Origin of the sequence: [Clostridium] celerecrescens 18A (assembly GCF_002797975.1) — a bacterium.
GTDB classification, from domain to species: domain Bacteria; phylum Bacillota; class Clostridia; order Lachnospirales; family Lachnospiraceae; genus Lacrimispora; species Lacrimispora celerecrescens.
In genome coordinates, this window is sequence record NZ_PGET01000001.1 from 674,215 (window position 1) to 695,993 (window position 21,779).

At 40.1% G+C, this 21,779-nt stretch carries 22 protein-coding genes and 1 pseudogene; 21 read left to right on the forward strand and 2 right to left on the reverse strand.

The window, feature by feature from the left end; genetic code table 11:
- The first annotated feature begins 40 nt into the window (after window positions 1-40).
- The 5 genes from H171_RS03185 (at window position 41) to H171_RS03205 (ending at window position 5,075) form a co-directional block, all read left to right on the forward strand.
- On the forward strand, window positions 41-1,204 hold the full coding sequence (locus tag H171_RS03185; protein WP_100303851.1) for an iron-containing alcohol dehydrogenase: 1,164 nt from the start codon (window positions 41-43) through the stop codon (window positions 1,202-1,204).
- 30 nt (window positions 1,205-1,234) lie between these two features.
- Window positions 1,235-2,143 carry a 4-hydroxy-tetrahydrodipicolinate synthase gene (dapA, locus tag H171_RS03190; protein ID WP_100303852.1) on the forward strand — a complete coding sequence of 303 codons (909 nt, stop codon included), beginning with the start codon at window positions 1,235-1,237 and terminating at the stop codon, window positions 2,141-2,143.
- Window position 2,144: 1 nt separating this feature from the next.
- Window positions 2,145-3,239: a 4-hydroxythreonine-4-phosphate dehydrogenase PdxA gene (gene pdxA / locus H171_RS03195; protein WP_100303853.1), complete on the forward strand. Its 1,095-nt coding sequence runs from the start codon at window positions 2,145-2,147 to the stop codon at window positions 3,237-3,239.
- A 108-nt stretch (window positions 3,240-3,347) separates the two neighbouring features.
- Complete coding sequence (locus H171_RS03200) at window positions 3,348-4,628, forward strand: SLC13 family permease (RefSeq protein ID WP_100303854.1); 1,281 nt, start codon at window positions 3,348-3,350, stop codon at window positions 4,626-4,628.
- A 99-nt stretch (window positions 4,629-4,727) separates the two neighbouring features.
- Window positions 4,728-5,075: a VOC family protein gene (locus H171_RS03205; protein WP_100303855.1), complete on the forward strand. Its 348-nt coding sequence runs from the start codon at window positions 4,728-4,730 to the stop codon at window positions 5,073-5,075.
- 236 nt (window positions 5,076-5,311) lie between these two features.
- Here H171_RS03205 and H171_RS03210 read toward each other — a convergent pair whose 3' ends face one another.
- Entirely contained in the window at window positions 5,312-6,895 is a 1,584-nt protein-coding gene (locus tag H171_RS03210; RefSeq protein ID WP_100303856.1) for a ClC family H(+)/Cl(-) exchange transporter, read from the reverse strand.
- A 272-nt stretch (window positions 6,896-7,167) separates the two neighbouring features.
- Between H171_RS03210 and H171_RS24040 the strand changes: the two genes are divergently transcribed.
- The 7 genes from H171_RS24040 to H171_RS03245 all read left to right on the forward strand — a co-directional run bounded on the left by H171_RS24040 (window position 7,168) and on the right by H171_RS03245 (window position 10,709).
- The gene (locus H171_RS24040; RefSeq protein ID WP_157803105.1) at window positions 7,168-7,332 is read left to right on the forward strand and encodes a hypothetical protein; all 165 of its coding nucleotides are present in this window, start codon (window positions 7,168-7,170) and stop codon (window positions 7,330-7,332) included.
- 41 nt (window positions 7,333-7,373) lie between these two features.
- Window positions 7,374-7,673, forward strand: a complete 300-nt coding sequence (locus H171_RS03220; RefSeq protein WP_100303857.1) for an MGMT family protein — start codon at window positions 7,374-7,376, stop codon at window positions 7,671-7,673.
- Window positions 7,674-7,850: 177 nt separating this feature from the next.
- Window positions 7,851-8,621 (forward strand): 4,5-DOPA-extradiol-dioxygenase, encoded by a 771-nt coding sequence (gene ygiD / locus H171_RS03225; protein WP_100303858.1) that lies wholly within the window; start codon window positions 7,851-7,853, stop codon window positions 8,619-8,621.
- Between the two features lie 136 nt (window positions 8,622-8,757).
- Window positions 8,758-8,997 carry a glycoside hydrolase family 3 N-terminal domain-containing protein gene (locus H171_RS24960; protein ID WP_100303859.1) on the forward strand — a complete coding sequence of 80 codons (240 nt, stop codon included), beginning with the start codon at window positions 8,758-8,760 and terminating at the stop codon, window positions 8,995-8,997.
- Window positions 8,998-9,050: 53 nt separating this feature from the next.
- Window positions 9,051-9,869, forward strand: a complete 819-nt coding sequence (locus tag H171_RS03235) for a TIM barrel protein (protein WP_242976846.1) — start codon at window positions 9,051-9,053, stop codon at window positions 9,867-9,869.
- A 331-nt stretch (window positions 9,870-10,200) separates the two neighbouring features.
- Window positions 10,201-10,497: a hypothetical protein gene (locus tag H171_RS03240; RefSeq protein WP_100303860.1), complete on the forward strand. Its 297-nt coding sequence runs from the start codon at window positions 10,201-10,203 to the stop codon at window positions 10,495-10,497.
- 5 nt (window positions 10,498-10,502) lie between these two features.
- Entirely contained in the window at window positions 10,503-10,709 is a 207-nt protein-coding gene (locus H171_RS03245) for a helix-turn-helix transcriptional regulator (RefSeq protein ID WP_100303861.1), read from the forward strand.
- A 437-nt stretch (window positions 10,710-11,146) separates the two neighbouring features.
- Here H171_RS03245 and rsmH read toward each other — a convergent pair whose 3' ends face one another.
- Window positions 11,147-12,196 (reverse strand): 16S rRNA (cytosine(1402)-N(4))-methyltransferase RsmH, encoded by a 1,050-nt coding sequence (gene rsmH / locus H171_RS03255; protein WP_100303862.1) that lies wholly within the window; start codon window positions 12,194-12,196, stop codon window positions 11,147-11,149.
- Window positions 12,197-12,490: 294 nt separating this feature from the next.
- Between rsmH and H171_RS03260 the strand changes: the two genes are divergently transcribed.
- From H171_RS03260 to H171_RS03300, 9 genes and pseudogenes are all read left to right on the forward strand, one after another.
- Window positions 12,491-13,942 (forward strand): DEAD/DEAH box helicase, encoded by a 1,452-nt coding sequence (locus H171_RS03260; RefSeq protein WP_100303863.1) that lies wholly within the window; start codon window positions 12,491-12,493, stop codon window positions 13,940-13,942.
- Between the two features lie 423 nt (window positions 13,943-14,365).
- Window positions 14,366-15,331: pseudogene (locus H171_RS24965) on the forward strand (collagen-binding domain-containing protein); the annotation flags it as partial.
- 20 nt (window positions 15,332-15,351) lie between these two features.
- On the forward strand, window positions 15,352-16,005 hold the full coding sequence (locus H171_RS24505; protein WP_242976848.1) for a hypothetical protein: 654 nt from the start codon (window positions 15,352-15,354) through the stop codon (window positions 16,003-16,005).
- 683 nt (window positions 16,006-16,688) lie between these two features.
- Window positions 16,689-16,970, forward strand: coding sequence for a YciI family protein (locus tag H171_RS03270; protein WP_100303865.1), 282 nt, complete (start codon window positions 16,689-16,691; stop codon window positions 16,968-16,970).
- Between the two features lie 242 nt (window positions 16,971-17,212).
- Complete coding sequence (locus H171_RS03275; protein ID WP_100303866.1) at window positions 17,213-17,767, forward strand: PadR family transcriptional regulator; 555 nt, start codon at window positions 17,213-17,215, stop codon at window positions 17,765-17,767.
- Entirely contained in the window at window positions 17,764-19,011 is a 1,248-nt protein-coding gene (locus H171_RS03280) for a flavodoxin family protein (RefSeq protein ID WP_100303867.1), read from the forward strand. Before H171_RS03275 ends, H171_RS03280 begins: the two co-directional genes overlap by 4 nt.
- Before the next feature lie 44 nt (window positions 19,012-19,055).
- The gene (locus tag H171_RS03285; RefSeq protein ID WP_100303868.1) at window positions 19,056-19,577 is read left to right on the forward strand and encodes a GNAT family N-acetyltransferase; all 522 of its coding nucleotides are present in this window, start codon (window positions 19,056-19,058) and stop codon (window positions 19,575-19,577) included.
- A 255-nt stretch (window positions 19,578-19,832) separates the two neighbouring features.
- Window positions 19,833-20,342: a GNAT family N-acetyltransferase gene (locus H171_RS03295; RefSeq protein WP_100303869.1), complete on the forward strand. Its 510-nt coding sequence runs from the start codon at window positions 19,833-19,835 to the stop codon at window positions 20,340-20,342.
- Window positions 20,343-20,390: 48 nt separating this feature from the next.
- Window positions 20,391-21,674, forward strand: coding sequence for a 4Fe-4S dicluster domain-containing protein (locus H171_RS03300; protein ID WP_100303870.1), 1,284 nt, complete (start codon window positions 20,391-20,393; stop codon window positions 21,672-21,674).
- Window positions 21,675-21,779: the final 105 nt, after the last annotated feature.

Consider the following 21,779-nt stretch of genomic DNA (forward strand, 5'->3'; position numbering starts at 1 on the left):
AAGTCTTTTACTGAATGGATATCAAAAGGAGTGATGTCAGATGCAGACTGTATACAATGTAAAATTGCCCCATGCCGTTTACGGCGGTGAAAACTCAATAGACAATATTACCGCAATCCTAAAGAATCATCAGGTTAAACGTGTAGCCATGTTTACCGACAAGAGAATACATGCCTCCGGCCTGTTTGATTTGCCGGAAGCTGCAGTAAAGGCTGCGGGAGCAGATTACTATGTACTGGACGAGATTCCACCAGAGCCATCCTACACAGCGGTGCAGAATATTGTTGATCAATTCAAAGCAAGCGGTGCAGATATGATGATTGCCTGCGGCGGCGGCAGTGTTTTGGATGCTGCTAAGCTGGCCAGTGTACTAGTAACCGACGAATACGGTGTAAAGGAACTACTCGATGAGCCGGGGCGTGCAAAAAAGTGTGTACCAACAATTCTGATTCCCACCACTGCAGGCACCGGTGCGGAGGTAACTCCAAATGCAATTGTCGCAGTTCCGGAAAAGGAGCTGAAAATTGGTATAGTAAATGAAAATATGATTGCTGATTATGTGATTTTAGATGCCCGCATGATTAAAAATTTACCCAGACCGATAGCTGCCTCTACCGGCGTGGATGCCTTAGCTCACGCCATTGAGTGCTACACCAGCAAAAAGGCGAATCCATTCTCAGACACCTTTGCAATGGAAGCGCTTGATCTGATTTTGAACAATATTATCCCTGCCTGTGATGATCCCGAGGCGATGGAAGCGAAGAACAAGATGCAGATTGCTGCATTCTATGCCGGAATTGCCATCACAGCTTCCGGTACCACAGCGGTTCATGCCCTAAGCTATCCCTTGGGCGGCAGGTATCACATTGCTCACGGCGTTTCCAATGCTATCTTACTGGCACCGGTTATGCGTTTTAATGCACCTGTCTGTCAGGAACGTTTTGCTCAGGTCTATAATCGCTGCTGTCATGACACCGAAACGATCTGCCAGACAACGAATGAAAAGGCAGAATGGTTGATTGAACAGCTTGAGCGGATCGTACATCATTTAGAAATTCCAACCAGCTTAAAGGAATTCGGCGTTCCACTCGAGGATTTGGATGGCTTAGTTGAGGCTAGTATGCAAGTGCAGCGCTTGCTGGTAAATAATATGCGTCTCGTAACTGCAGAGGATGCAAGAAATCTGTACTTAAAAATCCTATAAATTATTATGCAAAAAAAGGAGAGCGTTATTATGAAGAATGTTGAATTAAAAGGCATTATCCCACCGATTTTAACTCCGATGAATTCTGATGAATCAATCAATCTTAAGGAGCTGGGTAACCAGATTGAACGCATGTTGGAGGGCGGCGTTCATGGCCTGTTCCCATTCGGAACCAACGGTGAAGGTTACATCCTAAGCGAAAATGAAAAAATCGAGGTTCTGGAAGCTACGATCGACCAAGTAAAACATCGTGTTCCGGTGTACGCAGGTACCGGCTGCATTTCCACGGCTGATACCATTCGTATTAGCAGGAAAGCGCAGGAGCTTGGTGCCGATGTGCTATCCATTATCACCCCCAGCTTTGCGCTTGCTTCACAAAAAGAGCTTTACGACCATTATGTAGAAGTTGCCAGGCATGTAGACATTCCGATTGTGCTGTACAACATTCCAGCACGAACAGGCAACAAATTGCTACCTGAAACCGTTGCAAAACTGGCTAAAGATGTAGACATCATCATGGGTGCCAAAGACTCCAGCGGAGACTGGGATAACTTACTTGCATACATCAACCTTACAAAGGATTTAGACAAAGACTTCCGTGTTTTGTCCGGAAACGATTCCCTGATTCTGCCTTGCTTAGAGGCGGGAGGTGCAGGCGGCATCGCAGGATGTGCCAATGTATATCCTCATGTTCTGGCATCTATTTATGAACTGTTCAAGGCTGGCAAGCTGGAAGAGGCTAAAGCAGCTCAAGACTCCATCGCCTCCTTCCGTGCCGTATTCAAATATGGCAATCCGAACACGGTAGTTAAAAAGGCTGTTTCTCTGCTTGGTTATCCTGTAGGAGACTGCCGCCGGCCATTCAACGATCTATGTGACGAAGGCGTCACCGCACTAAAACAAGTTTTGAAGGAAAACACCGACAAAGGAATGTGTTAATATGAGTATACAATTGAAACCTATGATTGGCATTTCTATGGGTGATCCCTTTGGAAATGGCCCGGAGATTACTGTTCGTGCACTGTCAGATGCAAAAATCTACAAGCGCTGTAGACCCTTAGTAGTTGGCGACGAGACCTCCATGCGTTACGCGCTGAAGGTGGCCGGGAAAGTTCACGGCATTCATCTAGAGCTGAATGTGGTATCCACACCTGCCGAAGGCAAGTACACCTATGGCACCATCGACCTAATGGATTTGAAGCTGATTCCTGCAGATAAAATTCCGGATTCCTCCAATCTGGATGTACCTGAGCCTTTTGGCGTGGGAGCCTGTGCCCTGGGCGGAGAGGCAGCTTTCCAGTATGTTGCAAAAGTTATTCAGCTGGCTATGGAGGGCCAGATCGATGCTACAGTTACCAATGCTCTGAGCAAGGAAGCCATAAACATGGCTGGCCACCACTACTCAGGCCATACCGAGATTTATGCAGATTACACCGATACACCTAAGTATACCATGATGCTGGCTCACGGCGATCTGCGGGTCGTCCATGTTTCCACTCATGTGTCATTACGTGAAGCTTGTGACCGTGTCAAGAAAGACCGTGTCCTGGATTGCATCCGCATTGCCAACGAAGGCTGCAAAGCACTGGGAATTAAAGAACCTAAAATTGGCGTTGCAGGGCTGAATCCCCACTGTGGTGAGAACGGCATGTTCGGCTGGGAGGAAGTGAAAGAAATCCAACCTGCCATCGAAGCTGCCATGGCTGAGGGCATCTTGATCCCTGAAAAAAAGCCTACCCCTCCCGATACAGTGTTCTCTAAGGCGCTGGGCGGCTGGTATGACATCGTTGTGGCCATGTACCACGATCAAGGTCATATCCCACTAAAGGTGAAGGGCTTTGTTTATAACCGTGAAGAAAAGCACTGGGAGGCCGTCGAAGGTGTGAACGTAACCCTGGGTCTGCCTATCATTCGTGCCAGCGTAGACCATGGCACCGGCATCGACCTTGCAGGCAGCGGCCGTTCCAGCGAACTGAGCCTGGTCAATGCCATAGATTATGCCATCCTTATGGTTAATGCCAGGAAAGAAGCCTGATATTGATATATACACTGAACACGCATTTCACCAAACAGAACGATTGAATTGATGTAATGTCCCAAATGCAAAAAAATAATCCTGTATAAAAGAGAGGAGTTCAATCAAATGACCATCCCAATGATTATTGCCATTGCTATCACTGCATTCATGATTATTTTAATCATGACAGAAAAACTTCCGTTCGGCGCACCTCCAATTCTCGCATGTCTGCTAATGGTTCTTTTTGGAATAACCGATATCAAGACTGCTTTCGGTGGTTTTTCTAACGCTACCATTATTATGCTTGCCTCGTTCATGGCAATCGTAGCCGCTCTTCAGAAAACCAGCCTTATTGGTACTTTCAGAAAAACAATTTTGAATATGGCTAACAAAGGTGGATTTAAGGCATATATACTGTTATTTATTATCGTTATGTTGGCTAGCAGTATATTTGGCACGGGCTCAACTGCATTCTATGTTCTTACATTAGGTATATTATCTACTATACAGTATACTGACAAGTTACCTCGTGGTAAAGTTATTGCTGCTGCTGGTTTCGCAGCTAACCATCCACTAATTCCTGTAAATGTTACATTACAATATGGTATTGTTATTGCTGTTTTAGGAGCTGCTGGTTCAGGTATTACCAGCGTTTCCTTAGCAAAATTCTCAATTGTAAACCTTATACTTTCATTAGCTTATGTAGTATGGGCTTTAATTGGTTATAAAGTTCTGCCTGACAAAAATGTTGAAGATAAAGAAATCGACGCTGATAAGTCTAAGGAAACAGTTTACGATTTACCAAAATGGAAAGAAAATACAACATATGCAGCCTTTATTGCAGCTGTTGTTGGTATGATTCTTCAAAGTAAAGTTGGCGATGCAGGATATATGATTCCAGGTTTATCTGCATGTCTGATTTTAGCTATCGGTGTTCTTAATTTCGATGAAATTCGTAACAACATCGGTGCTCCAATTATTCTGATGTCTGCTGGCGTCATCGGTGTTGCGGATGCTCTTGGCAGTACAGGCTTAACTGCTTTAGTTGGCGAAACTGTAGCTAATATGCTTGGCACTAATATCAATCCTTTCATCCTGATCTTTGTTTTCTGTATGTTAACAAGTGTACTTGCAACCCTTACAGGATCCACGATAGGTACTGTGTATGTATTTGCACCTATGGCTATTGCTACCTGCATGAGCTTGGGTCTAAATCCAACAGCAGCTGCTGCTGCAATTGTAGTTTCGGGCTGGAATGGCCATTTCTTACCAATTGACGGTATGCCGGCTATGGTAATGGGAATTGGTAAGTACAAGTTAATAGAGTTTTGGAAATACACAATTCCGATGTACTTTATCCGCCTGCTTGCTTTAACTGCCGGAGCTTTGCTATTGTTCCCAATGTAAGATTCTAAATTACTTAAATGAATGGTAATCTTAATCAAAAAATATCCAACTTTATATGAAACGGATCATCTTCCGACACTTTGAGAAAGAGGTATGATTATGAATAATAAATTTGAACTAGAGCATATCGGCATCAACACACCAAATGCTGAGGAGGCGGAAAGACTGGCTCAGCTTCTGAGCATGATGTTTAATCTGGAGCCCCGTCATGGACAAAAGTCCGAATTCGGCGGTCCTTACTTCGAGTGTATGAAGGCTCCATTCCTGGGGAAAAATGGCCATGTCGCTATGCGTACACCTGATTTGACCGCCGCCACAGAAGAGTTAAAAGAGAAAGGCTTCTCCTTTAACATGGATACCGCCGCATATTCCGAGGAAGGTAAACTGAAGAATGTCTATTTAGACGGTGAGTTTGGCGGCTTTGCCATCCATATTATGCAAAAGTAACGGCGAAACCAATTGAATCAATGCAACGAAATCAATCAACCTCAGTTTTAACTGCACCCCAAAAGCTAGGCATGTGATAACATGTTAGGCGAAAGGGGTGCAATTTTTTATAGAGGAAACAAACTTCTCATATAAAGTCATCAAAAAAGGGTATAGGGCGTTGCGTGATGAGAATGGTAGATATTCTGAATCTGAAGGACGATGTGATTATTTAAAAAGCTATCAACAGCTTATTTTTATTTTTGATAAGATATTTTTACTGTTTCACACATTTCCCGCAGGATTCTGTGGATTTTCCCCTGAGCAGATTCGTCGCACAGGATTACGATCTTGTCTCCGGCCGATAAAGTTGTATCACCCCGCGGAACAAACTCTGCTTCGCCCCTCATTAGCGATACCAGCAGACAGGTTTGGGGCCAGTTGATCTCAGAAACCTTCTGTCCATCTGCATCACTTCCGTAATATATCATCCCTTCTACCAGTACCTTTTCTCTGCTAAGAGAAGAATGAATTTCCGGTTTCATCTTTGCCAGTAACCGATGAAGAAGCTGGTCATAGACAGGAGCCGTATGAAGCATATCGGGGATGATATAGGCCACCAGGGCGACCATGGACAGTGTCAGCAAATGAGAGAAACTACCTGTCATCTCACTGATCAGTATTATTCCGGTGATGGGAGAGCGGACAATGGCAGAAAAACAACCTGCCATTCCTAAAATAATAAAATTGCCCAGAAGTCCGTTTAAGGAACCGGTTACCAATCCAGCCGCATGGTAATAAATACTTCCGCTCACTGCTCCGATTACCAGAAGAGGAAGAAAGATTCCACCCGGTGCACCGCAGCCAAAGCTTAACATGGAAAAACTGAATTTAGCGATCAGAAGTACGATCAATGCCCCAAGTACCATCTGGCTACTGGACAGTGTTTCCACAAGAGGATGACCTCCGCCTAATACATATAGGTAGGTAAAACCGAAAATTCCAGCCAGTAAAAATGGTATCAGAACCCGGACTGCCTGAAATGGTATTCTCATATATAAATCCTGAGTCATGGAAAGGCAGTTGTTATAGAAGACCCCCATGGCTCCCAGGATTACCCCGAAGAGAATTACGTGGCCATATGAAGATAAAGGCATCATGGTGCTGATCTGTAAATTGAAAGCGGGCTGAAGGCCAAACACATTTCTTGAAACGAAATCAGCCGTAATGGAGGAGGCCATGGTAGATAAAAGCAGTTCCGGTGAAAAATGCTTGTGAACCTCTTCCAAGGAGAATAGAACACCGGCAATGGGAGCATTAAATGCAGCAGAAAGTCCGGCGCTGGCCCCACATGTAATTAGAAGCTTCTCCTCTGTCCTTGCTCTTTTGGTCAGGCGCGACAAGCCTTTTGCGGCCATTGCCCCCAGCTGAATACTTGGCCCCTCTCTTCCCAGTGACAAACCGCACCCAATGGAAAGTAGACCTCCGCCCATCTTTGCAATCAGGACTTTCCACCAACAGGGGTCTAATTCTCCCATCATCTCACCTTCTACCTGGGGAATTCCACTTCCGGATATAAAGGATTCCCATTTCAACAGCATTGCAACAACAAAAGCTGCAGCTGTCAAAAAAACAAACCATACTGGTATAACCCATATGTGATCCTTTCCATAGTTTAAAACTGTAGTAAGCAATTTCTCCGCATAGGTCAGGAGATACCGGAAAAGCACAACAAAAGCGCCTGAAATTGTACCTACAGCAATTCCTTCCAATATTAAAGCATAGCGAAAACTTCGGTACCGATGAATGGTATTCTTTACCGTGTGACATTCAGTCTGCATAATCATCCCTCCTGTAGCTGTATTTTATTTCATCTGCAAACAATATAAAATTATAGTTCTTATAATTTCTGTTTGCAAGTCAAATACTGTATTTTTCTCTGTAACGGCAATCTCATGGAATATTTTATTAATACATCTATATTGATTGCAGTCTGGAGCTTTGTGTGCTCAGGTAATATAGTTGAGGCATGCATTTCATTAATTTGAGTAATATGATATAATTAGAGTGCAGGTAATAAACGAAGTTTATTGAGATACTGAAGGACATACCAATGGATGGAGTGACGGGCATGAACATGTGCGTACCAAGGATGTACATCATAACAATGATTATAATCACAAAGGTTGGTGAAAGCCGGCTGAGCTCAAGCATTCCCAGTCTGGCTGCGATCATACTTAGCACAGCAATCCGTATATTGACAGTAACAGAGCTGTGATGAGATATAAATTTAAGGTTTGATAAGGAGAATTGCTCGAAATGACACAGTTTACTGAGGAAGTCCTGGTAATAATTAAGGGAATACCATATGGGAGAGTTATGAGCTACGGTAGGGTTGCGAGACTTGCAGGAAATACCAGAGGTGCGAGGCAGGTGGTCAGGATACTTCATTCCATGTCTGAGAAATACAATCTCCCATGGCACCGGATCATTAACTCCAAAGGCAAAATATCAATCACGGATAAAAGATATGCAGCTTTTCAAAGAGAACTTCTTATATCAGAAGGAATAGAGGTATCCGAGGACGGATACATAGATATTTCTACCTATGGAATATGAGATCTATGCTGCTGCAGCTTTTAGCGGTACCTAATCTGATGCCACATTCAGTTCGTGGGAATAAGTCTACTAAGGCAGATTTAATAGTTAAGTGGTCAGATTGGAATTTTCAATTAGAGCGCAACTATATTCTTCAAATATCAATAGATGCATTTAAAATGAAAGGAAGTTGACAATATGTCTAAAATGCCGATGATGTTTATAGGTCATGGATCACCTATGAACGCAATAGAAGATAACCGCTATACGAAGAGCTGGATGGAAATGGCAAAGAAAATACCTAAGCCTGAGTCAATAGTATCAATTTCGGCTCATTGGTATACGAAAGGTACAAAGATTATGAATGAGGAAAATCCAAAGACTATTTATGATATGTACGGATTTCCTAAAGAGTTATATGAGATTTCATATAATGTTCCTGGTAATCCGAAACTTGCGGAGAATGTAGAAAGTTTAATCAGCAAACAAAGTGTATTTGATAATTCCTGGGGCATTGACCATGGTACCTGGTCTGTTCTGGTCCATATGTACCCCGAAAGGGATATCCCCGTTTTTCAAATCAGTATAGATGCCTCCGCGCAGCCGGAAGTTCATTATCAAATAGGCAGGGAGTTAAAATCCTTAAGGCATCAAGGCGTTCTTTTGTTTGGCACCGGAAATATCGTTCACAACCTGCGAATGATTGATTGGGAAATAAAAGACAAAGGCTTTGATTGGGCATATAAGTTTGATGATTATATGAAAGAAAATATTGAAAATAGAAATCATGAGAAAGTGATAAATTATCTGAGCTTGGGAGAAACAGCAAAATTAGCCGTACCTACGCCGGATCATTTTAATCCGATTTTATATATACTTGGCGCCTCCGATAAAGAAGATGAGATATCGACCTATAACAATGGCTGCATGATGGGTTCCTTGTCTATGACAAGCTATTTATTTACATAGATGGCAGCATTTATACCACATGGCAAAACTATTAATCTGAGAGAATATACCCTGCAACCAAGGGCAAACTGTGCCTATTAGAAATAATTAAGGCAGTATGGTATAGTTAGCTTATACTAACAGTAAATATAGTTTTTTGATAATAATACAAGAAAGGAACTTTTACATATATGGAAATGATGCGGTTCACAGAGTTAATACATGTGAAGGCACGGTCATATTTCCTCATAATATAGGTATCGGTGCGGCTAATAATAAAGAATTAACCTATCAGATGGGGATTGCAGTAGCGAATGAAGCAAAGATAACAGGCATGCTGTGGAGCTTTTCCCCTTGCTTATCTGTTGTTCCGGTGGGATATGGAATAAAGTATTAGCAGCTGCCGGACTATAAAACATGAAGATAAGAGAGAAGGGGGATTAACGCATTATGTCAAAAAAAGGCAGGGAATTTATGAGTATTGAATTTGGTATGCCCACTTTAATCGAACTGACAGACTTAGAGGAAAATGCTAAGCTTTGTAATAACCTTGGACTAAAATTTATTGAGCTTAACATGAATTTACCACAGTATCAGATAGAGAGCATGAAAAAAACAAAAATGTTTCAAGATATATCCAAGGAATACGGAGTCTATTACACAATCCATTTAGATGAAAACCTGAATATCAGCGATTTTAATCAAGCTGTGACCAAAGCTTATCTGGATACGGTTATACAAGCTTTGATGATTGCCAAAGAGCTGGAAATTCCCCTTTTAAATATGCACATGAATCGAGGGGTATATTTCACGCTTCCAGAGCAGAAAATATTTTTATTTGAAAAATTCCGGGATTCTTATTTAAGGAGCATTCAATATTTCAAAACTATATGTGAAAATCTAATTGGCGGAGACAACTTAATTATTACCATAGAAAACACAGAAGGCTATCCTGCACACCAGAGAGAAGCAATTGATATTCTGCTTGAAAGTCCTGTTTTCGCTCTGACATGGGATATTGGGCACTCTCATTCTGCCGATGATATTGATGAAAAATATATTATGCAAAATGAGTGTAAATTAAAACATTTTCATATACACGATGCCAACGGGAAAAAAAATCATCTGACTCTTGGCGAAGGAAATATTAATTTGCTTGAAAAGCTTAATATTGCCAATCAAAATCATTGCAGATGCGTGATTGAAACAAAAACTGTTGCATCATTGCATAAGTCATTAAATTGGTTGAATACCCATTGGGAGCAATAAGTGAACGTGAGTAGATGCTTTCAAGGTGCAGTAGAAGAGAATAATCTTTCAGCCAAGGAATACCAGAGGGTGACCTCCTTTTGATTACAAAGGCTCTTCTTACTTACAATTTAATATGATAAAAACAGAGGGATCGGATTTATAAAACTTGATTCTTCTGTTTTTATTTCAGTCAAAATAAGAAATGGGATATTCCTTAAAGTCTTAAATCCATTACCGGCCAGGAACCGGTTCTGTGATCACTATAAGTAAATGTAAAATTCTCTTGACATTTTTGTATATGAATAGTATTCTAAAAATGTAAAATACTTTTGACATTATGGAGGCTTTTATGAGAAAAATGGATGAGATGGAATTAAAGATAAACCAGAAAGGAATTAAATGGAGTTGGGCCTTTTTGGTTTTTTCTCTCGTTATATGGGGAGTATTTAACTATGCTAAAAGTCAACAGACATCACTTCCGTTTATCCTGTTCGGGCTACAGTTTCTGGTTTACTTTTTTGTAACGGGCATTGAAAAGATAAAAGTTGATGACAACAGTGGCAAAAAACAAATTCTAATTTCTTTAGGTGTAATACTTCTACTCATATTCTTTGGCGCAATCCTGTATTATACGATTGGTCGTTGAGAATTATGAAGAATAGCATACGAGAATTACGTAAAGATAAAAAATATAGACAAGAAGATTTGGCTATGGCATTAGGTGTTACACGACAAACGATAAATGCGATTGAAAATGACAAATATGACCCCACTCTGCTATTAGCCTTTAAGCTGGCAAACATACTGGGAACGACGGTTGACGAGCTTTTTGAACCTGACACAACCACACTTAAATGAAAACTGAACGGCAGCATAATATAGAAAGCATAGAAGTTATTGAGGGCATGAACTTCCAGAAGCTGTAGGCTGGGAATGTAGAGATGCAGACTATCCCTCTTTTTTTGAACATTGTTTGTTTTGGACAGGTTTACGGGATGGGGGAACTAGATACTTACGATCTCACTATTGTGACTTCAAGGCATTGTAAGGTTGTATGCTCGTCGCAACGTGTTGATTAGTAAATAGAATAGAAAACAGTAAAAGACGTGAGTGAAAGTGAACTCACGTCTGTCCTTATTTAGAAAAGAGATCATAATGAAAAAACCTAAACTAATAGAAGTCGGGTGCTGCCAAGGATTTATAAAATTCATTTTAGCCACTTGGTTTCCAGAAAGTTAACCAGCAATACAATCAGCCTCAGGCCTGTTTATGTTTTCTTGATTGATCTGTTCCTATTAAGCTTTTACAGCCCAACGTAATTTTGCGCATCGAGCGCGGCCATTGGAATTGCATTCGGCTGCTGATGGTCGAATTGCTTCAGGAGCAATTTCTCTATAGATCCCTTCACGATAGAAACGTTTAAAGGATTTTTTAACAAGGCGGTCTTCGCCAGAATGAAAGGTAAGGATCGCAACACGTCCGCCCTCCGCCATTGCAGCAGGAAGTTTTTCTAAAAATGTATATAACACTTCAAATTCATTATTGACATCAATTCGCAGCGCCTGAAAGCATCTTTGACAGGATTTTTTCACTTCATCGTTTCTATCCTTTTCCGGAATGAATTTCAATGCATCATTGATGATTTGCTGGAGCTGACTTGTTGTTGTAATGTCTTCTCCTTTTTTTATTGCGGAAATAATGGCACGAGAAATTTCTGCAGAATGTGGTTCATCCGCATTTTCTAACAACATGCCATGTAATTCGTCTTGTGAAATAGTTTTAAGACGATCCGCTGCAGAGATACCTTTCGATGGATTTAACCGAAGGTCTAGCGGTCCCTCTGTTTTAAAAGAAAATCCTCTTTCAGGATTATCTATTTGCATGGAAGAGACGCCTAAATCTGCCAATATAAAATCCAATGGTCCTGATTCGGAAGTAATTTGATCTATATTGGAGAAGTTTGTTTGCTTGACCGTTAAAATTTCCGGGCCATAGCCTAAGCGTTCCAAACGCTCCCTGGTTCTGGGTAATTCAATAGGATCTACATCAGTAGCATATAAGTGTCCCTTTGAATCTAAGCATTTAAGCATCTCTAAAGTATGACCGCCATAACCTAAAGTTGCATCTAATCCAGTTTGACCAGGGGCGATTTGTAAAATTTCTAATATTTCCTTTACACAAATGGAGCGATGCATACCAGCAGGAGTATTTCCTTTTTGAATGACCTTTGCCACAGCATCAGCGTATAACTCTGGTTGCAGTTCCTTATATTTATCTTTAAAAGCTCTGGGGTGAGTGCCTTTATATCTGGGGCGACGCTGATGTTTTTGTTCTTGATTATCCATTTTTGTTTCCGCCTTTTTAAATATCTATTTTTTATCTGTGATCCAAAGCGTCATGAAACTGACGGCTTTAAATATTCTTACTCATTACATGATATCAAATGCATGTCATAATAGCAAATGCATAATATAAGAATCTGTAGGATAAATCAAGTCTACCTCAAATGGAAATTAATTAAACAGTAGTGATTGCATTAAACGGTTTTCTCATGTAAAATGGGTTAGCACGTAACTCACCCCAAATTAAGGAATCTTTTTTATTATTATACAGATTTTGAATGGAAAGAAAGGCTGGATATGGATGTTAGTAAGTTTCATAATTATATAATCAGTGAGGATATTGTAAAGGCGCTTAATGGTCTGGAGTATGATATACCTACGGAGGTTCAGGCAAGAGTCATTCCGGCTGCTCTGAAAAAAAATAATCTTATCGTCAAAGCCCGGACGGGCAGCGGTAAGACTGCTGCATATGTAATTCCGATATGTGAATTTATTGAATGGCTGGAAAATAAACCACAAGCGCTTATTTTGACTCCAACAAGGGAGCTTGCTGTTCAAGTAAAAGAGGATTTTACTAATATAGGCAGATTTAAACGAATAAAAGCAGCAGCAATCTATGGAGGTCACCAATTTTCTATGGAGAAAGCAGAGTTGAAGCAAAAAACTCATGTAGTTGTTGGTACACCGGGGCGCGTCATGGATCACATAAGGAAAGGTACGTTACCTTTAAATAAGATTAACTGCTTCGTCATTGATGAAGCTGACCGAATGCTTGATATGGGATTTATTGAGCAGGTAAAAGAAATTATGAAAGAACTGCCCCTGGAACGGATGACAATGCTGTTTTCTGCTACGATGTCCGATGAAGTAAAAAGTTTATCAGAAAATTATATGAGTGATCCCATCAATATAGATGTCAGTGAGAACGGTATCGTGACGGCTGATATTAATCATGCTCTTTATATTACGGATGAAGAAGATAAATTTAACTTACTGACCGATGTTATGATTATTGAAAATCCGGATAGCTGTATCATCTTTTGTAGTATGAAAGACCAAGTGGATATGGTTAGTGAACGTCTGAATAAGTTAGGCTATCCCTGTAATAAAATGCATGGCGGCATGGAACAAGACGATCGATTATCTGCAATAAAGCGTTTTAAAAGGGGAGAGTACCGCTATTTAATAGCCACTGATGTAGCGGCAAGAGGGATAGATATAGAGAATATTTCTCTGGTTATTAACTATGACATCCCCTTGGATGAAGAGAACTATGTTCATCGCACAGGAAGAACAGGGCGTGCAGGGCGAAAAGGGAAGGCCATTTCCTTTGTTGTTCCGACTCAAACCAGATATCTGCATGACATCGAAGATCTGATCGGGTTTAAAATTCAGGAAAAAACGAAACCTTCCCAAGAGGAAGTAGCCAATCTGAAACCTTCCTTTGAAAAAAAATTGAATACGGCTCCTAAGATTAAAAAAATGAAAAGTGATCAATTGAATAAAGATATAATGAGATTACGTTTCAATGGTGGAAAGAAAAAGAAACTCAGAGCAACTAATTTTGTCGGGGTCATATCCAATCTTGATGGTATGAAGGCAGAAGACATCGGAATTATAACCATACAAGATACCCTTACTTATATAGAAATACTAAACGGGAAAGGCCCCTTGGTGCTGAAAGCAATGAAAAATACTATGATTTGCGGTAAACAATTGAAGGTAACGAAGGCAGTGGATAAAATTTAAAAGTGCTGCATTATGGAGAAAAAGAAGATGTATTATAAGGACTGTGGCAAACGATGAATTCTACTCAATGACATTTTAACTGGGCTTCAGGATTTAGAAGAAGAGCAAATTAGCAAAAGGCTGACTGTCCGATTTTACATCTATATGGAAATGTATTTGAGATTGACTAATTTTTGGTCAATCTCTTTTCTTTTTTAGGCTTAATCACAGGAAAAATGGTTTTATTATGTTATAATTTTCGTGACCGCACTTATATAAATTCCTATGAATTTCAGATAATTATCATAAAATTTCGTCCAATTGCATAGAAAACTGCACAGAACCAATTTCATTAGAATAAACTGAATTGAGAATGAAAATGCGTTGCAAATCGAGCAGTTTGCAGGAGTTTATATGGACAATATCAGTTATAGTGATGAAGCAATGACAAGTGCAGGATTACCTTATGATAATATAAACTGGTATAATATTGCGGGTCAGCCTTTTGGTACTGCCTCTAGATTTAATGTTATTATATTTAATGATGCCAATAACATTATAGATATTGAAGGACCTGTAGCAATAGGCGGAAGTTTTTACAGCCCAAGAGGTTTGAGTGTTGGCTTTGTCAGTAAAGGTAACAAAGCAGTCAATTACTCACCGGATTTAGTACGCTTTTTAGTTGGCGGTAATGTATCTATGACCGGGCCTTTGGTAGTTATCGGTCATGTGGTTGTGGGCGGAGGATTCCGTGCAGCCAAGGGAAGTACCTATTTAATCGGAAAAGATGGTATGAATGATGGAATACAAGAACTGAAATTTTTGTACCAAGCCAATGGAGGCAGCCAATATTGGACACCATCAGATAAAGGTGATCACTATGTGGTTCCAAGTTATGACGTACCAAGATATATACCTGCAAGCAGGATAGGTGCTGATTTACCTAGATTTTTTAGTGATGCCAGGGAAAGCATCGGTTTCTACAAAGACTGTATTGAATCTTTAACTCCCAATGGAAATGTAGTGGATAATAATTACGAGTGGATTTTAAGGGGCAATGATCCTGTACAGAATGTATTCCTTATCGATGTAAGGCCAAATGGTTTAATCAATAAAGGAATACGTGCAGAAGTTCCACAAGGAAGTAGAGTCGTTGTAAGGTTAAGAACAGGAGCAAATGCCCATTTGCAATACGGTGTTTATGGGGAAAGAAATAAGACTAATCAAACATTGTATGTGTTTGAGGATGCAACTAATATTTATATGGAAAAGTCTTCTGATATCTGGGGAAGTATATTAGCACCACAGGCTATGTTCCATGCTCATCCTACAGGCGGCCGTGTAAGCGGCAATGCTGCCTTAGGATCTTTTGCCGTAAATGCAGAGAGCGGCTTTGAATTTCATTATTTCCCATTTGTAGGAGGAGTGATATGTCCAGCTGCAGCACCAGCTCCGGAAGTACCTCAGGTATCACCAGGACAGGAAGAACAGGTATGCCCACCATGTCCGGCACCCCCACCATGCCCGGCACCCCCACCATGTCCGGCACCCCCACCATGTCCGACACCCCCACCATGCCCCACGCCGGAACCCTGCCCAGCATGTCCGGTACCCCCACCATGCCCTACCCCAGAACCCTGTCCAGCATGTCCGGTACCCCCACCATGCCCCACCCCAGAACCCTGTCCGGCGTGTCCGGTACCACCACCATGCCCGGTACCACCACCATGCCCGGTGCCACCACCATGCCCAGCGTGCCCGGTGCCAGAACCATGCCCAACGTGCCCGGTACCACCACCATGCCCAACGTGTCCGGTGCCAGAACCATGCCCAGCGTGTCCGATGCCAGAACCATGCCCAGCGTGCCCGGTACCACCACCATGCCCAGCATGTCCGGTGCCAGAACCATGTCCAGCGTGCCCGGTTTGTCCACCATGTCCCGTACCAGAACCATGCCCAGCCTGCCCGGAATGCCCGATACCGGAGCCATGCCCAGCTTGCCCGGAACCAGAAACGGTATTTATTCCCATTCCAATACCAGTTCCTACAGAGTGTCCGGAACCGGAACTCTGCCCTGTTTGTGAGGAATGCCTGATTAAACCCTGCATTATTGCGGGCTGTATCTGGGGCTGTTGCTGCAATAGTTTTCATGATTGGGATGTAAAGTTATACGAGAGATGCAAAGACATTGACACCTTACTGTGCTGTGTACAGATCAATGGTTGCGGCTGCTTTGAGTTTACAGTTCCCTATGAAGGTTTTTATATCTTAAAAGTAAGAATGACTGATAATTGTTGCAAGACATTCCGGTGTAAACCAATCATTACACTGAATAATGTTGGTGTAGCCTGTTTTATGATTGATTAATTTTTTACCAATTTGCTGTTTATTAAATTTTGTCAGAGCTGCTGCATGCAAGGGTATACCTTAATTGCAGCAGTTTTTTTATTAATTTCTCTTTAGATGTTTGCCATACCTTTACAAATGGAAATGCTGCCCGTTCTCTGGCAGAAAACGAAGGCAGAGAATAAATTTAAAAGTCAATGAATAAATAATATAATTATAACATTCATTGACTTTCCAGAACTCATATGTTATTTTTAGGTCAGATTTATACCATTCGATGGGATACAGCGATCCATTGTATTCATACGTGACACTTCGTGAAGAACTGGCCAAACAGCATTTCGAAGTTTCGGCAGATAACCGTGCAGGAAAATGCGATCCCCGCACCTGAGTAATATGGAGTATTTAAGGAGGAAGAGTGATGACGTATATATATTTGATGAGTAATGTAAAACCATTACATAAGGAACTCATAATGAGTCATGTGGATCACTTAAAAGAATTAAAGAATCAAGACAAGCTTGTATTTTGCGGGCCTTTTACAGATTACCCCGGAGGGATGGTCATTTTTTTAGCTGAAGACTTGGCGGAAGCAACGAAGATAGCAAAATCAGACCCTTTCATTGCTTCCGGCTGTAAATCTTTTGAAATCAGAACGCTGGAACCAGCCAATGAAGAAAACAATTACCTTTTGGGAGAATAAATAAACATTATTTTTGACGGATTAAGGTATGTGAAACCTTGGTATTGATTTCAAAAGTATGAAGCTCTGAACGTCTTAAAAAACATAAAAGTAAGTATTTCGTCTTGTATTTATCCCTCGATATGTGTTTATGAAAACATATCGAGGGATTTTACATATATTTGTTGACAAAATATAGAAATTGGAGTAATGTTTAAATATGTCTAAACGACATATATAAGATTTTATAAAGGAGAAATTACATGATAGAGTTAATTATTTTAGGATTTTTATCTTATAATGATCCTCTTACCTTATATGATATAAAAAAGGGAATGGAAAGAAGCACCGAATATTTTGCAAGTACAAGTCAAGGAGCAATACATCCGGCCTTAGTGAAACTTGAGAAGAATGGATATATAATTTCAAAAGAGGAAGTTAAAAATAACAGGACAAAAAAGTTATATAGAATTACGGATTCTGGAAGAGAGAGATTTAGCATCTTAATGAGACAGGATTTGGGTTCTGATAAGTATAAGTCCACACAATTGCTAAAGATGTTATTCTTTAACGAATTAACCAAAGAAGAACGGCTGGAATCGATTAACCTCCATATTAAGAATTTTAAAAATATGCAGCAAGACCTTGTAAATATTAGAGATGAAGGGAACCTGCGCCTTGAGGAAATGGGATTATCTCCAGATAATCATAGACCGGCAAAATATGAAAATGATGCTCTTGCATTTGGCCTTGCATATACCAGCTTTGTTATAAAGTGGTTTGAAGATTATTTCATAAGGATTGAGGAGGAGTTATGAAGATATCGATTTTTGATTTAGGGCAAAATAAAAGAAATGAATCTCTGGCTCAGGAAATAAAGGATTACTATGCAGAAACAAAAAAAGAAACTGAGGTAGTTATCTATCATCCTATGGATACTGAAATGAAGGATTGCATCGGTTGCTGGAGTTGCTGGTGGAAGACTCCTGGAAAATGTGCTTTGAATGATGATGCATTTAAATTGTATAAGGATTATATAAACAGTGATGAAGTGGTTATTTTGTTTCGTACAGCAAATGGCTTTATAGATAGCAAGGGAAAAACATTTCTGGACCGATTAATTCAACATTATTTACCCTACATTAAATTAAGAAATGGTGAATGTGGTCACCTGAAACGATATGATAAATATCCTGTTATGAACTTCTATTTTGAAAAGACTGGGTTAAGTACTGATGAAGTAAAAGTCATAAAGGACTATCTCACCCGGGTGGCATATCATTTCCAAAGCTCTTGTAATGAAATTTTGTATGAAAACGAAAGCATACAAACAGCTGAATTAGATAACACAAAGCCTCTGGCCGAGAGTTTATCAAAGGAAATTATTGAAAGAAAACCTAACGGTAAATGGGTGATTTATAATGGATCTCCAAGAGGGAATCATTCTAACAGTAAGCTGATCATTGAAAAGATAATAATGGGAATGAAAGTACAGGGAGTAGAAAATATTGAAGTCAGGAATTTGATTAATATAAAAGAACAGAAAAATTGGGCTGAAAATTTCAGTTCCGTTGAAAATAATTTATTTGTTTTTCCGCTTTATGTTCACGCTATGCCAGGATCGGTAATGAAATTTTTTGAACAACTAAGGCCGATGAACAATAAAGAGGTACATATGGCATTTTTAGTACAGTCCGGTTTTCCGGAAACCAGTCAGTCATACTATTTGAGACCTTATCTTGAACTAATTACAAAAAGGCTGGGGGTATCCTTTGATGGAATCATTATAAAAGGCGGTGTGGAAGGGATTCAAATGAAACCGGAAAAAGCCAACAAAAAGTTCTTTGATCAAATGGAGACAATAGGCAGAACGTATGCCGGCAAAGGAATTATGGATTTAAACTTGAAAAAAGAATATGAAAAATCGGAGTATCTATCAAAAGGGATTCAATTATTATTTTCTATATTCTCGTTAACCGGGTTAACGAACTACTATTGGGATTTCAACCTTAAGAAGAATGGTGCTTATGAAAAAAGATTTGCAAAACCATATAAGGAATGAACGCAAGTAGGGAGAGTTTTTTATAGTAAGGGAGGTATCAAACGATGCGAGAGTATTTTTTAAAAACAAACCGGATAGGTTTCTCGAAGTGGAGTGCATCCGATTTTGATTTGGCTGCCCAGCTATGGGGAGATAAAGAGGTCACACAGTTTATTTGTGCTTCCGGAACGTTTACACATCAGGAAATCATTGACCGCCTGAATACTGAAATTCATAATGATGAGGTGTTTCATATACAGTATTGGCCTATTTTTGAGCTTACTACAGGTGAACTGATTGGCTGTTGCGGTATCCGCCCCTTTCAAATGAATCCGCATTCTTATGAGCTTGGTTCTCATCTACGAAAAAAATTCTGGGGTATGGGGTATGCCTCCGAGGCAGCAAGGGCTGTCATAAATTACAGTTTTGATATTTTAAAAGCAGATAAATTGTATGCAGGACATCATCCGCAAAATAAGGCTTCAGAAAAGCTGCTCTTGAAACTGGGCTTTCAATATATTGGTTTAAATTTTTATGAACCGACGGGACTGTATCATCCGTCCTATGAAATCGGGGTGAAGGTTTAATGAATAACCGATTTTACAGGCTTAGGAAATCCCCTATATCATATTGGAATATTTGCCGTGAACATGCCGCATATAATATTAGGGAAATGTATGCACATGAATATCATAAAAAAGTATCACATGCCGTCCAAAAGGACAATTATGCGTTACGTATGTATCAAAAGGCAGGATTTAAAATTATTGATGAAACTATGGAGGGGTTCATAATGGAGTATCTTTTCTGAGATGAATTCCAATTGGAAGGGAGATATTTAAATGGAGTGTATAATACGGGAATGGCAGATAGAGGATTCCGAAAATTTAGCATTAGTAATAAATAACAAGAAAATCCAAGATAATCTAAGAGATGGGTTACCTTATCCCTATTCCGTAGAAGATGCGAAAGAATACATTACCTCTATGTTGTCGGCGGACAAGGATGAGACATATGCTTTTGCAATTACAGTAGATGATAAAGCGATTGGAAGCATTGGAGTGTTCCGTTGTAACAACATTCATTTCAGAAGTGCTGAAATGGGTTATTATATAGCAGAATCCTATTGGGGTAAAGGGATTGGTACAAGTGCAGTGAAGCAGACCTGCAGGTATATTTTTGAACATACGGATATTATCAGGATTTTTGCAGAACCCTTTGCTTATAATACAGCATCTTGTCATATTCTTGAAAAGGCAGGTTTCCAATGTGAAGGTATTTTAAGAAAGAATGCAATAAAAAATGGGGTTATTCTCGACATGAAAATGTATGCACTGATTAAAGAAGATTGATAAATCAGATATAACACGAACCATACTTTATATTAGGAAGGTGAATTCATGGGACATATTACAAGCAAAGATGCCTATAAGAATTTAGAAGAAAGAATCAATTGGTTCACACAAGGGGCTCCGCCAACGGAAAGCCTGTATAAAATTTTGCAAGTTCTATATACAGAAAAGGAAGCCAAATGGGTCGCATTATTGCCGGTTCGTCCATTTACAGCAAAAAAAGCAGCTAAAATCTGGAACACCAGTGAATGGAAAGCAGAAGCTTTTTTAGAGCATCTTTGTGAGAAAGCGTTACTTGTGGATTCATTTTATAATGGGGTACGTCAATTTGTAATGCCACCGCCAATGGCAGGGTTCATTGAATTTGCATTGATGCGCACAAGAGGCGATATTGATCAGAAATATTTAAGTGAATTGTATTATCAATACATGAATGTAGAGGAAGATTTTGTAAAGGATTTATTTTTCGCAACAGAGACGTATCTTGGACGAGTCTATGTTCAGGAGCCGGTCCTGGCAAGTGAAAACACAATTCATATTTTGGATTATGAAAGAGCCAGTCATATGATTGAAGATGCAGCTTATATAGGCCTTGGAACCTGTTATTGCAGGCACAAAATGCTGCATGCAGGCCATCCATGTGAAATTAATGCACCGTTGGATGTTTGCCTCACCCTTGGAAATGTGGCCCGTTCTCTTGCAGAAAATGGACAGCATGCAAGATTAATTGATAAGAAAGAAGCAATGGATGTATTAGAACGTTCTTATGCAGCAAATCTTGTACAAATTGGCGAAAATGTTCGTGAGGCTCCGGCTTTTATCTGTAATTGCTGCGGTTGCTGCTGCGAAGCTTTGCAGGCAGCAAGAAAATTCAGTCCAATGCAGCCTGTGGCTACTACAAATTTTATACCTAAGATTTCGGAACAATGTATAGGATGTGGTAAATGTGCAAAGGTATGTCCGGTATTGGCTATTTCCATGCAAAAATACAAAGAGGGGAAAGCAGCAGCACAGGTGGACGAGGAGGTATGTCTTGGCTGTGGTGTATGTGTGCGGAGCTGTCCTAAAAATGCCATTGAATTAATGCGAAGAAAGGTACAAGTCATTACACCGGTAAATAGTACTCATAGATTTGTGCTGCAAGCAATCGAAAAGGGAACCCTCCAAAATCTCATATTTGATAATCAGGCATTTGCCAATCATCGTGCGATGGCAGCAGTACTTGGTGTTATACTTAAATTACCCCCATTAAAGCAGATGATGGCTAGCAAACAGTTTAAATCCATATATTTGGATAAATTGCTGTCAAATAAGAACACTAAAAGGTCATAAAATGCATGCAGAAAAAAAGAGGAGTAATTTCAAGATATTGCTTACGAAAAATTAAAAGGCTAAGTTTTTAGGTCTGCTTTAGGGACCTTTAAACTTAGCCTCTTT

Bases quoted from the DNA above. Each gene is read 5' to 3' on its own strand.
- H171_RS03185 (WP_100303851.1), top strand. From the start codon at position 41: ATGCAGACTGTATACAATGTAAAATTGCCCCATGCCGTTTACGGCGGT.
- dapA (WP_100303852.1), top strand. From the start codon at position 1,235: ATGAAGAATGTTGAATTAAAAGGCATTATCCCACCGATTTTAACTCCG.
- pdxA (WP_100303853.1), top strand. From the start codon at position 2,145: ATGAGTATACAATTGAAACCTATGATTGGCATTTCTATGGGTGATCCC.
- H171_RS03200 (WP_100303854.1), top strand. From the start codon at position 3,348: ATGACCATCCCAATGATTATTGCCATTGCTATCACTGCATTCATGATT.
- H171_RS03205 (WP_100303855.1), top strand. From the start codon at position 4,728: ATGAATAATAAATTTGAACTAGAGCATATCGGCATCAACACACCAAAT.
- H171_RS03210 (WP_100303856.1), bottom strand. From the start codon at position 6,895: ATGCAGACTGAATGTCACACGGTAAAGAATACCATTCATCGGTACCGA.
- H171_RS24040 (WP_157803105.1), top strand. From the start codon at position 7,168: ATGGATGGAGTGACGGGCATGAACATGTGCGTACCAAGGATGTACATC.
- H171_RS03220 (WP_100303857.1), top strand. From the start codon at position 7,374: ATGACACAGTTTACTGAGGAAGTCCTGGTAATAATTAAGGGAATACCA.
- ygiD (WP_100303858.1), top strand. From the start codon at position 7,851: ATGTCTAAAATGCCGATGATGTTTATAGGTCATGGATCACCTATGAAC.
- H171_RS03235 (WP_242976846.1), top strand. From the start codon at position 9,051: ATGTCAAAAAAAGGCAGGGAATTTATGAGTATTGAATTTGGTATGCCC.
- H171_RS03240 (WP_100303860.1), top strand. From the start codon at position 10,201: ATGAGAAAAATGGATGAGATGGAATTAAAGATAAACCAGAAAGGAATT.
- H171_RS03245 (WP_100303861.1), top strand. From the start codon at position 10,503: ATGAAGAATAGCATACGAGAATTACGTAAAGATAAAAAATATAGACAA.
- rsmH (WP_100303862.1), bottom strand. From the start codon at position 12,196: ATGGATAATCAAGAACAAAAACATCAGCGTCGCCCCAGATATAAAGGC.
- H171_RS03260 (WP_100303863.1), top strand. From the start codon at position 12,491: ATGGATGTTAGTAAGTTTCATAATTATATAATCAGTGAGGATATTGTA.
- H171_RS24505 (WP_242976848.1), top strand. From the start codon at position 15,352: ATGTCCAGCTGCAGCACCAGCTCCGGAAGTACCTCAGGTATCACCAGG.
- H171_RS03270 (WP_100303865.1), top strand. From the start codon at position 16,689: ATGACGTATATATATTTGATGAGTAATGTAAAACCATTACATAAGGAA.
- H171_RS03275 (WP_100303866.1), top strand. From the start codon at position 17,213: ATGATAGAGTTAATTATTTTAGGATTTTTATCTTATAATGATCCTCTT.
- H171_RS03280 (WP_100303867.1), top strand. From the start codon at position 17,764: ATGAAGATATCGATTTTTGATTTAGGGCAAAATAAAAGAAATGAATCT.
- H171_RS03285 (WP_100303868.1), top strand. From the start codon at position 19,056: ATGCGAGAGTATTTTTTAAAAACAAACCGGATAGGTTTCTCGAAGTGG.
- H171_RS03295 (WP_100303869.1), top strand. From the start codon at position 19,833: ATGGAGTGTATAATACGGGAATGGCAGATAGAGGATTCCGAAAATTTA.
- H171_RS03300 (WP_100303870.1), top strand. From the start codon at position 20,391: ATGGGACATATTACAAGCAAAGATGCCTATAAGAATTTAGAAGAAAGA.